Below are 14,051 nucleotides of genomic sequence, written 5' to 3'. Positions count from 1 at the left end.
ATTTCAAGAGAGGATGTTTTAAAGTATGAGACACCACCATCATAAGGGAAACAAGGATAAGAATCTCACTTCCCTTCCTCAAGTTCCAAAGAATCAAATCGCAGATTCAAACAGTGAGGAATACGAATTTGCAAAAGAATTAAATGCTGAGTACGAATTCGAAAAGAAACCTGGTTTTGATACAACAGGAGTAAGAAGAAAAGATGATGATGAAGAATAAGGATTAGGGAGAAGCGATCTGCTTCTTCCTTTTTTGTTTCACGGTACGTGTTCTTTTATTTATTACAAGTTCGCTCAACATTGTTCTCTCTTCGCTAAAAATCATCGAGTTACGCTCAGAATCGTCTTCGTACGCTCAAAATGTCTCACCTACGCTCAGAATGATGACCTGTTCGCTCAAACTGGAGATTCGTTTAACATACAACCCCATTTTCCGATCAAATTTCCTCCGATTTCACCTACCACACTTCAAAGTTTTACATAATAGCTTAAAACAGCCTTTAGTGGTAATATATTTCTTTGTTGTGATGAACGTTTTAATCGATTTATTCATTTTATTGATGTTTTGCCTGTTTTTTGAGGAGGTTTCATATGAAAAAACAAATTATGACCGCGCTTCTGCTTGTTACCGTTCTCGCGGCAATGGAAGGAACGATTGTTAGTACAGCCGTACCGCGAATTACAAGCGATCTTTCAGGAATTGAGCTCGTAAGCTGGGTGTATGCGGTATACATGCTCGCGACTGCTGTATCGACACCGATCTATGGGAAGCTAGCAGATTTGTTCGGCCGGAAGAAGGTTATCTTGTCAGGAATCGTCCTTTTTTTAGTTGGATCAGCACTCTGCGGAATTGCCATGTCCATGGAACAGCTCATCTTCTATCGCGCGATTCAAGGTCTTGGTGCCGGAGCCGTTATGCCGATCACGATGACGATTATCGGAGATCTCTATTCAGAGGCGAAGGACAGAGCGAAAGCACAAGGCTGGATCTCTGCGGTTTGGGGAGTCGCTGGCGTTTTAGGACCACTGATGGGAGGCTTTTTAGTTGATACACTCTCCTGGCGGTACATCTTTTTCTTAAATATTCCGTTCGGTCTTCTCGCGTTCTTCATGCTAGTCGTCAACTATAAGGAAGAACTTACAAAAGGAAAGCCCTATATAGATTACAAGGGTGCAGTCACCTTCTCACTCGGGACGATTGCGTTCCTGTATGCCCTTTTAACCGGAAGCCAGACGCAGGAATGGACGAGCCCGGCGATCATCGGACTTTTCATCTTTGCACTTATCACGTTTATTGTTTTTGTAAGAATCGAATTAACATCACCTGAACCTCTCATTCCGCTTAATCTGTTCAAGAACCGCAGTGTTCTGATCGTGAACACGTTAACGCTGATTGTCGGTGCAATCATTATCTGTATCACGATTTACTTGCCGATCTGGAGTCAGGGAGTTATGGGAAAAACCGCAACACAAGCGGGCTTCATCCTTATGCCCTTACCTGTATTCTGGACACTTGGATCACTGATTGTCGGCAACATCGTTGGAAAGATGAAAGAAAACTGGATCATCACGCTCGGATTAACGGTAGTAGCCGCAGCATCGGGCATCTTTTTCTCGTTAACCGCACATTCTCCTGAGTTTCTGATCTATGCTGCATCAGGTGTGCTGGGACTCGGTATGGGACTGATGATGCCTGTCTTTATGCTGATCATCCAGTCCTCTGTTCCATCAAGCAAAAGAGGTGTGGCTGTAGCATCGAACACCTTTACCAACACGTTCAGTCAGACACTTGGTTCAGCCGTTTTCGGAACGATTTTTAACATTATTACTCTTTCAAAAGCAGAAAAAGCTGGTCAAGACAATCTGAACCTGAACGCATCATTTGAACACGGAAGTCTTCCGACGGAAAAGCTGGTTCAGCTTCAAGAAATACTGGCTTCCGGCATTCATGCGATCTATGGTGTAATGCTGCTGCTTGTTATTATGGGCGTCGGAATCTCTTTACTTCTTATAAAAGAAAGACAACGTTCTCCCGAAGAGTCTTCACATTAGAAAAAAGCACTGCAAATACGCAGTGTTTTTTAGTAGTTAAAGGGCATTTTGTAAAGCTATACTCACCAGCTTTTTAGTATATTCATGGCGGGTTTCTGAGAATATCTCTTCCGTCCTGAACATATCAAGTATGGTTCCATCTTTTAGGACTGCGATTTTGTCACACATAAATTGAACAGCTGCTAGGTCATGAGAAATAAACAAATAGGACATATTTAAATCTCGTTTCAGTTCTTTTAACAAGTTTAAAATCTGTGCTTGAATCGATACATCTAAACTCGACGTTGGTTCGTCGCATATGAGCAGATCTGGCTGCAGACTGATTCCTCTCGCAATCGCCACCCGCTGTTTCTGTCCGCCGCTTAGCTGATGCGGGTATCTCTCTAGCAGATCTTTGGATAATCCTACTTTATTGAACAACACCTCTGCCATCGACTTCTTATTGTGTTTAACATGCTGTAAATATGCTGGCATGGCATCAGTGTAATTTTCTAAAGGCTCTATTGCAGATTTCCAGACTGGAAGTTTTGGGTTTAAAGAACTTGAAGGATCTTGAAAGACAATTTGCACATGTCTCCGAAGTTTCTTTAAAGACTTTCCTTTTTTAGGATCCAGGCTAATTCCTTGAAATACAACTTCACCTTCATCGATATTGTCAAGACCCGTAATCACCCTAGACAGTGTACTTTTTCCACTCCCGCTCTCTCCGATGATTCCAAGACTTTCTCCTTGATTCATTGTCAATGAAATGCCGTTTAAAATAACATTTCCTCCGTATGTTTTCGTAAGCGAATTAATTTCCAACATGTTGGTCAACCTCTCCTTGTACTGCAGCATGACAAGCTGTCCAATGATGATCACTTACCTTTTTCGTTGGAGGGTTTTCATTACACACACGATATACATAAGGACACCGCAGTGCAAACGGACAACCTTGTTCTGCTGTCAATCCAGGCTCCCCGTAAATCGCAGGAAGCTTATCCGGTACTTTCTTTTTCAACTGAAGTCTTGATTGAAAAAGAAGCTTAGTATAAGGGTGAGCAGGATCCTGACAGACATTGTCTGCACGGCCGCTCTCAATGATTCGCCCGCCATACATCACAGCGATTTCTTCAGCTCTATTCATCACATGTTTTAAATCGTGGGTTATGAGAAGAACAGCACAGTTCAGCTCTTTTTGAAGTGCTTTCAGCAGATCTAGAATTCTTTCTCCTGTTAAAACGTCTAAAGCAGTTGTTGGTTCGTCTGCAATAATCAGCTTTGGTTTTAACATGATGGCGGATGCAATGGCTGCTCTTTGAAGCTGTCCTCCGCTTAACTGATGCGGATAGCTGTTAAAAACTCTTTCGGCTGGAAGACTAACCTTGTTAAACCAATATAGGACAAGTTTCTTTGCTTCTGATTTTTTTATTTGAATATGGCTTTGTATACCTTCTATAAACTGTTTGCCAATCTTTATGAAAGGGGTGAAAAAACTTTGATAATTTTGAGATATAAAGGCAACTTCTTTACCTCTAAGCTGTCTCATTTCTTTTTCTGAAAGAGATGTAATCTCATCATTCATAAATGTAATCGAACCGGTTTTAATCGTTAAGGAAGAAGGAAGCAAACCAAGTAAAGCTGTTGCGGTTAGACTTTTACCACTGCCGCTCTCTCCTATAAGACCCAGCATTTCACCAGGCTTGATCGATAAATCAATTTGTTTGATTAGGTCTTTTTGGGAAGCAGAGGTAATGGTAAGGTTTTTTATTTCAAACAAAGATTCTCTTACTATATGATTCGTACAGTTTTTGTTAATAGATTTTTCAAATGTGGTTTCCATCGCTCTCCCTTTCCTATTGCCGTTTCACATCAAGTCTGTCTCTTAATCCTTCTCCTATTAAGTTTAGGGACAAGACAACAAAAAAGATTGCTAATCCTGGATAGATCATAAGTTCAGGGACTGTCTGGAAATAAGGCCGTCCATCATTTAACATCGCTCCCCATTCAGGTGCTGGCGGCTGTGCACCGAGACCAAGATATGATAAAGAAGAGATAATCAGAATGACTTTTCCGATATCAAGTGCAGCAAGCACAAGTACTGGTGAAATAATCTGCGGTAGCATATGTTTTCTTATGATCTTAAAATGTGAACTCCCGGAAACTTTTGCCGCAGATACATAATCTTTATTTCTTTCTGATATGACGATTCCTCTCACGACTCTTGTGTACCCAATCCACTTAACAAATACGATGGATATCATTAGATTGGTTAAGCTCGGTCCTAAAAATCCTGCGATCGCTATCGCTAATATAAATTCCGGAAGAGCAAGCATTCCATCAGCTAAACGCATAACGACAGAATCAATGCGCCCCCCTATGTATCCTGTTACAAGGCCGACAGGTATTCCGATTCCAATAACTGTTGCAACTACCAGACCTGTTATGCCTAATGTGGTTTGTGAACCAATAATGATCCTAGAAAAGATACATCTTCCCATATGATCAGTTCCAAGCGGGTAGGTAAGACTTGGCCCAGCAAGCCTTTCTGACATGTTCGCAGTATAGGGATCATTCGGTACAATAAACGGACCGATTAATGTGATGAGGGTGATCATTACGAGAAACAAGAGACCGCATAAGATCATGTAGTTTCTTTTCTTCAATACCAATCCTATGTTTATTTCCTTCGGCATTGATACGTCTGTTTTCATAATGTCCCCTCTTTTCTTTTAATTCCTGGATCGATCACAAAATAAGACAGATCAACAAATAGATTCACAATGACAACAAATACACCGGTCAACAAAACATACCCTTGAATGATTGGATAATCACGGCTAAAGATTGCATCGACTGCCAAACTGCCCAGCCCAGGCCAGGAAAATAATATTTCTATGACAACAGCTCCTCCCAGGAAGCTTCCTATACTTAAACCAAAGACAGTGATAACAGGAAGGAGGGCAGCTCTGAATGCATGTAGCCAGAGAAGCCTCCATTCCTTTATCCCTCTTGCTCTGCCTGCTAAGATGTAGTCTTCACTCATACTCTGCAGCAGTCCTGCCCGGAGGAGTCTTGCATAAACGACAGCAAACGTAAATCCCAAAGTAAAAGCAGGCAGGATGATTTGAGAATATGAACCGATCCCTGACGACGGCAATACCTGCAATTTAAAAGCAAAGACGTAGATCAGGATTAAACCTAACCAAAAACTAGGGATGGATGCACCTATTAAAGCAAGAATCCTGCTAAGTTGATCAGGCCATCTATTAACTTTTCGGGCTGACAGGATTCCGAGTGGTATGGTTAACGAACCCATAATAAGAATCGCAAACATTGTAAGCTCAAACGTAATGGGTAATCGTTCCATCAGTTCATCCCATACCGGTTTTCCGTTCATATAAGACTTGCCAAGATCAAGCTGAACCAGATTCAGCATCCATTTTCCATATTGAACATAAAGCGGCTGATCAAAGCCAAGCTTATTCCTGAGCTTGGCTTGATCTTCTTCTGTTACCACCATTTCATCTGCATTTAAAATTGTTAAAACAGGGTCTCCAGGAGCTAACTTCATCAAGGTGAATGTGAATAACGATAGAACCAGTAATACGAAAATTAATTGGATCAATCTTCTTCTTATGATAAGGAACACTTATTTCACATCCAGCGTATGCGTAAGTATATAGTACTCCTCTGCTGTAGGCTTCCAGTTTAAGATTCGCTTATTCATTCCTACGATTATGTTTGGATATACTGCATAGCTATGCGCAACTTCCTTATTAATCATCCGTGCTGCCTTTTTCGATAAAGCTGTTCGTTCATTTAGATCACTTGTCGCGTTCAATTCATCGATTACTTTATTAAGTTCAGGCATATTAATCTTTCCTACATTTAAGGCACCTGTTTCGGTAAATGCAGTGTTAAAAAAGTAGCTCCCATCCCCGCGCGGTGAGGTATTATTGCTGTAAGTTGCTAAATCCCAATCATTGTTTTCAGCTAGATGAGTATCTGCGTTCTCAACGGTCTTGATCTGAATATCAACACCAGCTTTACTTGCATCTGATTGAAGCAATTGCGCGATCAACGGCAGCTCTGGACGTGCTTTGTACGTGATGATTTCAAGTGTTAATGGGCTGCCGTCTTTCTCCATCTTCCCGTCAGCGTTTTCTTTATATCCAGCTTTCGTTAATAATTGCTTTGCTTTCTCGATATCTGCTTCTTTGACTTCATCATCGATCCCAAAAGGCAGACTGCTATTAAAAGGACCGTTCGCTGGAACGCCATGACCCAGCATGATATCGTTTGCTATGCTTTTTCGGTCTAAAAGAAGGTCGAGTGCTTCTCTGACTTTTACATCTGACACTTTCGGACTCTGGCTATTGTATAAGATGAAATGCGCTCGAAGTCCTGGTACTGATTCGATTGCCAGTTCTTTATCCTTCCCGATAGCACTTAAACTTTCTGAAGGAAGATTATAGACTACATCAGCTTCTTTTGATTGCAGAGCAAGCGCCCGTACGTTCGCATCTTCATTAAACTTAATTTTGGCTGAGTCTAACTTCGGCTCTTCTGCCCAATAATCTTTATTCTTCACAACCTGAACTTCTTGGTTCGGTTTAAATTCTTTTACTTTAAATGGTCCTGTTCCGATCGGGTTGTTTCTAAAAGCATCCTTACCTGCCTTCTTTTCAGCTTCTATGTTAACAATTGAGGTATACGGATTAACAAGTTCCGAAGGCAGAGCAGGATATGGCTCTGTCGTTTGGATGGAAAGGTTTTGACCATCAGCTTTCATCGATTTGATCTTTAATGAACTGCCTAAAGATTCATTCACCTCAATACTGCGTTCGAGAGAATCTTTGACTGCTTTTGCATCAAGCTTCTTCCCATCTTGGAAATGGACATCATCTCTAATTGTAAATTCCCAGTTTACGTTATCATCTGTGTGCCATTTTTCAGCAAGCCAACCCTCAATATTTGATTCTTGATCCAGCTTCAGCAAAGTCTCCGTTAATCCGGCACGGATCGGGATAAATCCTGTATGAGGATCTAGGTTAGCCGCTTTAAAACTAAAGATCATCGTGACTTTCTTATCTTCATTACTCTTACTATCTGTGCTTGTTTGTGTTGTTGAACAACCCGTCAGCAGCAGGAGGATAAAACATAAACCAGCTATTATTGTTTGATAACGATTCATTATGGACCTTCCTTTACTTTTTGTTAATCGTATTCATTACGATTTAATAACTAAAAAAAATATTATGCCTTTTTTAATCTGAGCCCCTTAATCCTCGTTTCTAATTCTCTTCTTCGTGATAAAAAGATACAGGAAGCGATGATTAGAATACCGCCCATGATTGTTTGTCCATCTGGGATCTCCACCCAGAACAAGAAGCCCCAAAAGGTATTAAACACGATGCCGATGTAACGAGTGATCTCTACAATCACCACGTTCTCATGTGTAAATGCACTTGTTAAGAACAACTGCCCAATAAGAGAAACGACTCCGATACAGACTAGATAAAACAGCTCTAAAGGTGATGGAATAACAAAATGGTTCCACATCAGCGGAATGCTCACCACGGTTGCCGTGGCTAAAAAATAGAACACGATCTCATAGGCATGGTGTCTCTGACTTAAATAACGAATTGATGTGGCAGCACACGCCGCAAAAAAGGCAGATCCTATACCTATCAAAGCGTACATAGAATAAGATGAGAACTCCTGCGGCTTAATGAGCAAGAACGCTCCCAACAGTACGGCAGGCAGCACGTAGAGTATCGTTCTCGGCATTCTTTCTTTCAAAAAAACAGCTGCGAGCAATACCGCAAAAAACGGTGACAGGTGAGCAAGAATACTTGCATCTGCTAACGGTATTTTTGCAATCGTATAAAAATAAGCCAACAAATAAAGTGCCCCAAAAATTCCTCGCACAGCGAGCATTGGTACCCCTTTTTTTGAAAATCCAACCTTTTTGTTCTTCATGATGATAAAAATGATAATCGTTCCTATTAAACTTCTAAAAAATACTGTTTCTGAATAAGGAATGTTTAAACTTACAGCTTTAACAAGAGCGTTCATAATACTAAAGACAAAGGATGATAGGATTGCCAGCAAGACACCATTTTTCATGATACATTCCCTCTTGCTTTCATAATCTCATTGACGTCACATATCGAAGAGATCTCCCATTTTTGTAATAAGGATTCACCCATCGCCAGCTTGTTCTCTATCTTTTGGCACTCCTTTTCAAAACAGTTGATCAGAAACTCTGTTTTCGGCATATGAACACCTAACTTCTGGCTGATTCCTAGGATGACTTTTAGTTTTTGGTAGTCTTCAAAAGGAATTCTTGGCACTTTCCATCTACCGTCTTCTTCACGGCTTGCTGGTTTAAACGGAACGGCTGAAAACTCAAAATACCTTCCATGTTCATCTGGTTTAGAGAAGGGATCGATAAGGATCGAAGAATACCGAACATATAATAAATACTCTTGTTTCGTTACCTCGAAATCACCATACTTTTCAATATCCTCTCTGGAGAGGCATTCTTCAGGGACAGGGTAGTTATCATCGTTCAGAAACTGCAATAAGTTAATTGGATTTGCGCCTAGATGCTCTACTAGTCTTGAAACCTCTTTCCAAACGGCTACCATCGTTCGAATCGTCTCTTGCGTGATCGGCCCCTCTGGGTATAGTTTATACATATATTTTTTTCCAGAAGTGTGAAGATCGAATACTTCGTTTAGGGTAAAGGCATTCATAAAAAGAGCCGGATGAACATAAGTGGTAATATTCCTGCATTCCGCCTCAGCGGGATCATCCACCATCATCCCCTCTACTCCTAAACTATTAAGAAATCGTTTCAGAACGGTTAGCATATAGCTGTCTTTTTTTGAAGAAGCTATATAGATGCGTTTCTTAAAGGTCTTTGTATGTGCTTTTGTTACTGAATCTGAACTGCTATGTTTTGTAGCTGCATAATAAGTGGACATGCTTATGACATCAACAATGCCTTTATTCGTATAATTTCTGACTAAATCATTGGAACCGATATTCGGTGAAATAAGGATAATGGTTTTTAAACGCTTTAAATTTACTATCCTAAGAGATTGCATGACATCGGAATAACTAAAGCACGGCGTTGAAAGAATAAGCGTATCCCATTCATCCTGTAATCCATCACTGCTGTCAAAAAAGTGATGAATTTTAGTACTATATACTGTGTCAGAACCTTGAACAGTAAGTGAAATATGATACTGATTTTGTTTTAATTCCTCTTTAAAACGATCTGCATGAGTCCCCGTCCGATTATAAAAACCTATCTTTTTACTAAATCCTCTAGAAAGCTGAACAGCGGTTTGAATAGCGGCTGGGCCGGCACCTGCGATCAATGTATTTCCAAAACTTCTTGTATTTTCTTGTTTCTGCACGGCTTCCTCCCCTGTTAATAATCAGTTTGCTAGTCTATGTATTTACTCTTTGTTTCTGCAGGATCATGGTGTCGTAAATACCATCTATCCTGTTCACCTTTCTTAACTCCCAATCCCTTGAAAGATCCGTTTCCAACGGATAATTAAAAATCGACTTTAATCCGTTGCCATATCGAATTATAACTTGTGTTCGCGATGGTAATAAATCTTTTAGTTCCCTGAGCACATCTGGTTTGTTTTTAACCAGTGAAGCTATCACCACATGTGTTGCCTTTTTAGCAAAAGCTAGATTTTTTAACTCCTTGCCTGAAAAGTTAACAAGTGATTTAAGCCCTGTGATTTCAGCAACTCTTTCTCCCATAACAACTGCTTCCTGATCAATGTCTACACAATATACTTCAGCACTTTTTTCACTAGCTATAGTGAGAGCCGAAACAGGAAATGCACCTGAGCCAATGAAGAGCACCTTCGAATCACTGTTAATTTTTAGATCTTCTAATTCCTGTTTGACCGAACGAGAAAGCTCGGATATATACTCACTCGCATTTAATTGATGATTACACGACCGCATACTCTGGTACTTCTCCATCTGACAAAGGGCACGAACAGAAGCTTCCCGTACTTTTTCAGAAAAAGATAAGATATCTTGATCCTCACCCCATTCTTGCCATAGAGTAATGTTGTTGGTATCGGTCATAAAGTGATGCAGACTATCAAGCTTTGTTTTTAGCAAGTCAAAACATTCATCACATTCTTTCGCAAACTCAGACAGCTCATTAATCTCATATTCAATCACTTTTAAAGACAGCAATAATTGAAATCTTTCTTTCACATGGTACCTCCTTTAATTATTATCAAATCGTAATCATTACGTTTTGTATAGTAACACTCCTTTCAATAAATCGTCAAATGAATTTTTTCCTATGTTATATTGATTTCTCCTCTAATTTTAATAAATGGTCCTTTACAAAATAAAAAAGAGCATTTCTCAAGAGGGAGAAATGCTGCCGATTGCTTAGCTACTTTTCTAATAATTTTTGAACAACTTAAAACTCCAATATTATAGGATGTGTAAAATTAAATAACACACTAGAATTATTTTTTCAGACTTTGTGTGTGTTTAATAACCAGTTAATTACATTCTCTTTGTAACTGGTATCTTTCCAAGCTACTATAGCCACGAGTTCTCCATTTCTTTTAATCAATTCCTGAAAAAACTGATCCCCGATGAGATAACCTAACCGATTGTAACCAAACTTCGCCCCCCCAGTAATGGAGAACCATTCTTTAAATACTGCGATTGGTGTTTCAGTTGTAACATCCCTTGCAAAATCCGAGATAATTTTTTCTTGGTTTTTACTAAAAAACTGCAGCCATTTTTCTCCTTCATCATCAAAGGAAAAATACACAGATTCCTTAATGCCTTTTGCTGTTTGTCTGGAGAAATGGGTTGCTGCTCCTTCTTGATAAAGCCATGTTAATGGACTGTTCCAATCGACATTCTTCCAGTCTATCCCTGCATTGTTTGAAATGATGTTGTGTGCCGCATGACCAAACTCATGTGCCACGATTGTCTTTAGATGATCTTGGACGGGTGATAATTTTTCCAGAGCAAAGGTGATGTTCGGAATGATTTGACGGTATGTATACGCATTTGACCCAAACCCTCCAACAATGAGGTTGATGTCCGCGGGAAACGACACTTGATAGTTGTTCTTATAGTGTTCAGCTGTTCCATGTATGATAGGCACAATATTTTTGTAAACGAGGTCAATATCAGATAGAACGCCTGGATATTTTTCTAATGAAGCTAGATGCCTTTCTTCTGTATCTTTGCAATGGTATGCAAAATACTCTTTAAATATCTCTGGATACTCCCCGTAATAATTTCTCAAAAATTCGATAGAAGAATGATAATTTTGCTTAAAATATGGAATGGTATCAATGATCTGCATATTATCCCCAACGCCTTTGCCTTTTTACTAATTTTACCACATTCTATGAATAACCATCATATCCGTCTATACCTTGCTGCATCCTCCCTCATATACTATTACATCTAGTATTCTGAGGGGAGTGGTGCTTATGGGTAAAGATAAAATTGTTTATGAATTTGATGGACATCTTGCTATGTTTTTGGCCGTCATGTGTCATCAGGCTTATCAATTAAGTGATGACAAATCGTTCACACTCCCAAGCGGCTATACTCTGAAGTGCTCTATCCCCTCTTTTTCAGGTGAGATATTCGGTTTTATCGCAGAATCTGACGATCACGTTGTCGTCGTTTTCCGCGGAACTTCAACGATAAATAACGTATCCTCCTACCTGGACATCCCTCAAGTTACGTATCCCTTTGTGAAAAACAGCGGTAAAACTCATCGCGGAATCACCCGTATTTATTCAGCAGCCCGAAGCATTATTTTAACAGTCCTGATGAGACTTCCCCCAGAGAAAAAACTGCTTGTGACAGGCCATAGCCTTGGCGCTTGTCTGGCTACACTTTTCACATTGGATGCCGCTGTGAACACACCATTTAACAATCCCATTCTTTACACGTTTGCTAGTTTGCCGATTGGAAACACTGAGTTCGTCCGGCGATTTTATAAAGAAGTCAAAAACAGCGTACGCATCATTAATATGTACGACGCCGTTACGAACCATGTAACACCTTTATTATTTAGAAAAGAACCTCTCATGAACATGCCTGTTGGAGAGGAATTCCGCTTGTGTTTTGAAAACTGCAGTGTCCGGCTGAATCATAAGGTCGTTTGCTACTTTAATCAATTAAGTAAGCTTTATCCGAAATTCGCGAAAAAAATGTGCAAAGACAATCCTGGTTTTTGCCCGGATACTTCGAGGTCCGGTGGATGTTTTTAAACCATAAAAAAACCACAGTGGCGTTAACGTTTCACTGTGGCTTATACATAGAATTCACTTGTTTGTACTATGCTGCTTGTTCGGTAATTTTTGTCCAGGATTACCTTTCCCCTGCTTTTTGTTCTTTTCTTGTTTCTCCTGATCATCATGCAATTTTTCTACAAAATCACTTGTATTTTCCATTATTTTGCCTCCTAGGGAATATTCACTTGTTACTATATCCCTTTATGAGGAAATTACTCATTTTCGTTTATCTAAGATAGAATCAATTTCCTAATTTACCCTTTGTTTTCATATTAAAAACCTGTACAAAGCATAGTTAGTAGAATAGTACAGGAATTTGTCACAACTTCCTACTTTTAGTATGGATTTAAAAAGTTGTAAAAATAGACCAAGTGCTTCATGTCCACTCTTTTCACAACTGATAATATATAGAAAAAAGTGGAGAAAGGAGCCATTAATGAAAAATTTTATAAGCAAGTTCATGCTTTTATTTCTTTTTGTTGCTGTATTGTTTTTACCAACAAGTGTACAAGCTCATAGTCTTTTAAAGGTCGGAAATCAAGGATACGAGGTTTCCGAGCTTCAACAAAATTTGAAAGACATGGGTTTCTTTTATGGTCCTGTTACCGGTTATTATGGTCCGATCACAGAGAGAGCTGTCATGGATTTTCAATATAAGTCCAATCTGTCTTCTGATGGCGTTGCAGGTCCAGCAACCTTTTTGATGCTTAATGAAGTGGAAAAAATGGCAAGAGTCGTCCATGGAGAAGCAAGAGGCGAGTCATACATAGGAAAAGTTGCGGTTGCGGCTGTTATTTTGAATCGAATCGATGATTCCGCATTCCCTGATAACGTGGGTGATGTCATTCATCAAACGAATGCTTTTACTGCAGTTCATGATGGACAGTATAATTTGGAGCCAAGCAGCTATGCTTATCGCGCTGTATTCGATGCAATGCAAGGCTGGGATCCTACATACGGTTCCGTTTATTATTACAACCCTGATCTTGCGACAAACACCTGGATTTTCACCAGACAATCTGTAACGAAGATCGGCAACCATCTATTTGCCCGATAACGACGAAACCTCCTTCTATTGTTTTAGAAGGAGGTATGTCTTTTATTTCACTAAAAGCCTTTGTTCGAGCTCACTCTTTTGTCTAAGGTGATGACGAAAATGCATGCCGATCAAGTCGTACCATTCCCTTGCGTTAAGCCATCCAAAGCCACCATGTTTTATTTTGTAGTTTGGATTTATAGAATCTACTTTTCCTTCCCAATCTTTCATCCTTTCAATAACTTGATCAACTCTCCGCATGAGCTCTTCATTGGTTTCTGAATTATTTGGAGGAGCATTCATCTCAACAGGCAAACGGATTTTAATTGGCGGGAATCCTCCATTTTGAAATAATTTTTCACCAAATTCCGTCTTTCCAAGCGTTTGCTCTTCGCTTGCTGCTGCACAATATTCTACCTGATCAAGGTACTCATGAGCGACAAGAATCACATGGTCGTACATTTGACATAGCGACCAAACCCCAGCCTCTGGTATATGTCTCAGCTGCTGCACAGAATAGTTCTGAAGGTCACTTTTGTATGTTTCGATCAATTGAAGAGCACCCATATAAAACACCACCTTTAACGTTTTTTCGTTATTTCTAACTTCGCCGAATAAAAGAAACCTCCTTCTAGATTTAGAAAGAGGTC

The 14,051-nt window shown here is 39.8% G+C and carries 15 protein-coding genes; 4 read left to right on the top strand and 11 right to left on the bottom strand.

Going from position 1 to position 14,051, the window contains the following annotated elements:
- Positions 1-25 precede the first annotated feature (25 nt).
- The gene (locus tag ABE41_RS05975) at positions 26-220 is read left to right on the top strand and encodes a YfhD family protein (protein WP_066287480.1); all 195 of its coding nucleotides are present in this window, start codon (positions 26-28) and stop codon (positions 218-220) included.
- Between the two features lie 371 nt (positions 221-591).
- A complete protein-coding gene (locus ABE41_RS05970) occupies positions 592-2,052 on the top strand; it encodes an MDR family MFS transporter (RefSeq protein WP_066287478.1) in 1,461 nt (486 codons plus the stop codon).
- A 36-nt stretch (positions 2,053-2,088) separates the two neighbouring features.
- Here the strand turns inward: ABE41_RS05970 and ABE41_RS05965 are convergent, their stop codons facing one another.
- The 9 genes from ABE41_RS05965 to ABE41_RS05925 all read right to left on the bottom strand — a co-directional run bounded on the left by ABE41_RS05965 (position 2,089) and on the right by ABE41_RS05925 (position 11,419).
- Positions 2,089-2,859 (bottom strand): ABC transporter ATP-binding protein, encoded by a 771-nt coding sequence (locus ABE41_RS05965; protein ID WP_253805444.1) that lies wholly within the window; start codon positions 2,857-2,859, stop codon positions 2,089-2,091.
- Positions 2,846-3,874 (bottom strand): ABC transporter ATP-binding protein, encoded by a 1,029-nt coding sequence (locus tag ABE41_RS05960; protein WP_083207681.1) that lies wholly within the window; start codon positions 3,872-3,874, stop codon positions 2,846-2,848. Before ABE41_RS05960 ends, ABE41_RS05965 begins: the two co-directional genes overlap by 14 nt.
- 13 nt (positions 3,875-3,887) lie before the next feature.
- Entirely contained in the window at positions 3,888-4,745 is an 858-nt protein-coding gene (gene nikC, locus ABE41_RS05955; RefSeq protein WP_066287471.1) for a nickel transporter permease, read from the bottom strand.
- A complete protein-coding gene (nikB, locus tag ABE41_RS05950) occupies positions 4,742-5,683 on the bottom strand; it encodes a nickel ABC transporter permease (protein WP_066287469.1) in 942 nt (313 codons plus the stop codon). Before nikB ends, nikC begins: the two co-directional genes overlap by 4 nt.
- Complete coding sequence (gene nikA / locus ABE41_RS05945; RefSeq protein WP_066287467.1) at positions 5,684-7,228, bottom strand: nickel ABC transporter substrate-binding protein; 1,545 nt, start codon at positions 7,226-7,228, stop codon at positions 5,684-5,686.
- A 62-nt stretch (positions 7,229-7,290) separates the two neighbouring features.
- A complete protein-coding gene (locus ABE41_RS05940) occupies positions 7,291-8,163 on the bottom strand; it encodes a DMT family transporter (RefSeq protein ID WP_066287464.1) in 873 nt (290 codons plus the stop codon).
- Positions 8,160-9,464, bottom strand: a complete 1,305-nt coding sequence (locus tag ABE41_RS05935) for an opine metallophore biosynthesis dehydrogenase (RefSeq protein ID WP_083207680.1) — start codon at positions 9,462-9,464, stop codon at positions 8,160-8,162. The genes ABE41_RS05940 and ABE41_RS05935 overlap by 4 nt, the downstream gene beginning before the upstream one ends.
- A gap of 34 nt (positions 9,465-9,498) precedes the next feature.
- Positions 9,499-10,296 (bottom strand): nicotianamine synthase family protein, encoded by a 798-nt coding sequence (locus ABE41_RS05930; protein WP_066287462.1) that lies wholly within the window; start codon positions 10,294-10,296, stop codon positions 9,499-9,501.
- A gap of 271 nt (positions 10,297-10,567) precedes the next feature.
- A complete protein-coding gene (locus tag ABE41_RS05925; RefSeq protein WP_066287460.1) occupies positions 10,568-11,419 on the bottom strand; it encodes a hypothetical protein in 852 nt (283 codons plus the stop codon).
- A 130-nt stretch (positions 11,420-11,549) separates the two neighbouring features.
- Here ABE41_RS05925 and ABE41_RS05920 point away from each other — a divergent pair, with 130 nt between their 5' ends.
- On the top strand, positions 11,550-12,341 hold the full coding sequence (locus tag ABE41_RS05920; RefSeq protein WP_066287459.1) for a lipase family protein: 792 nt from the start codon (positions 11,550-11,552) through the stop codon (positions 12,339-12,341).
- A gap of 54 nt (positions 12,342-12,395) precedes the next feature.
- Here ABE41_RS05920 and ABE41_RS20545 read toward each other — a convergent pair whose 3' ends face one another.
- Entirely contained in the window at positions 12,396-12,524 is a 129-nt protein-coding gene (locus tag ABE41_RS20545; RefSeq protein ID WP_077362638.1) for a DUF4023 domain-containing protein, read from the bottom strand.
- 277 nt (positions 12,525-12,801) lie between these two features.
- Here ABE41_RS20545 and ABE41_RS05915 point away from each other — a divergent pair, with 277 nt between their 5' ends.
- On the top strand, positions 12,802-13,422 hold the full coding sequence (locus ABE41_RS05915; RefSeq protein WP_253805443.1) for a cell wall hydrolase: 621 nt from the start codon (positions 12,802-12,804) through the stop codon (positions 13,420-13,422).
- 42 nt (positions 13,423-13,464) lie between these two features.
- Here ABE41_RS05915 and ABE41_RS05910 read toward each other — a convergent pair whose 3' ends face one another.
- Entirely contained in the window at positions 13,465-13,968 is a 504-nt protein-coding gene (locus ABE41_RS05910; RefSeq protein ID WP_066287457.1) for a DinB family protein, read from the bottom strand.
- Positions 13,969-14,051 lie beyond the last annotated feature (83 nt).

The sequence above is a fragment of the Fictibacillus arsenicus genome, from assembly GCF_001642935.1.
GTDB lineage: Bacteria > Bacillota > Bacilli > Bacillales > Fictibacillaceae > Fictibacillus > Fictibacillus arsenicus_B.
This window is presented reverse-complemented; position numbering and strand designations above follow the sequence as displayed.

Excerpts from the sequence above, each read along its gene's own strand:
- ABE41_RS05975 (WP_066287480.1), top strand. The coding sequence starts at position 26 with ATGAGACACCACCATCATAAGGGAAACAAGGATAAGAATCTCACTTCC.
- ABE41_RS05970 (WP_066287478.1), top strand. The coding sequence starts at position 592 with ATGAAAAAACAAATTATGACCGCGCTTCTGCTTGTTACCGTTCTCGCG.
- ABE41_RS05965 (WP_253805444.1), bottom strand. The coding sequence starts at position 2,859 with ATGTTGGAAATTAATTCGCTTACGAAAACATACGGAGGAAATGTTATT.
- ABE41_RS05960 (WP_083207681.1), bottom strand. The coding sequence starts at position 3,874 with ATGGAAACCACATTTGAAAAATCTATTAACAAAAACTGTACGAATCAT.
- nikC (WP_066287471.1), bottom strand. The coding sequence starts at position 4,745 with ATGAAAACAGACGTATCAATGCCGAAGGAAATAAACATAGGATTGGTA.
- nikA (WP_066287467.1), bottom strand. The coding sequence starts at position 7,228 with ATGAATCGTTATCAAACAATAATAGCTGGTTTATGTTTTATCCTCCTG.
- ABE41_RS05940 (WP_066287464.1), bottom strand. The coding sequence starts at position 8,163 with ATGAAAAATGGTGTCTTGCTGGCAATCCTATCATCCTTTGTCTTTAGT.
- ABE41_RS05925 (WP_066287460.1), bottom strand. The coding sequence starts at position 11,419 with ATGCAGATCATTGATACCATTCCATATTTTAAGCAAAATTATCATTCT.
- ABE41_RS05920 (WP_066287459.1), top strand. The coding sequence starts at position 11,550 with ATGGGTAAAGATAAAATTGTTTATGAATTTGATGGACATCTTGCTATG.
- ABE41_RS20545 (WP_077362638.1), bottom strand. The coding sequence starts at position 12,524 with ATGGAAAATACAAGTGATTTTGTAGAAAAATTGCATGATGATCAGGAG.
- ABE41_RS05915 (WP_253805443.1), top strand. The coding sequence starts at position 12,802 with ATGAAAAATTTTATAAGCAAGTTCATGCTTTTATTTCTTTTTGTTGCT.
- ABE41_RS05910 (WP_066287457.1), bottom strand. The coding sequence starts at position 13,968 with ATGGGTGCTCTTCAATTGATCGAAACATACAAAAGTGACCTTCAGAAC.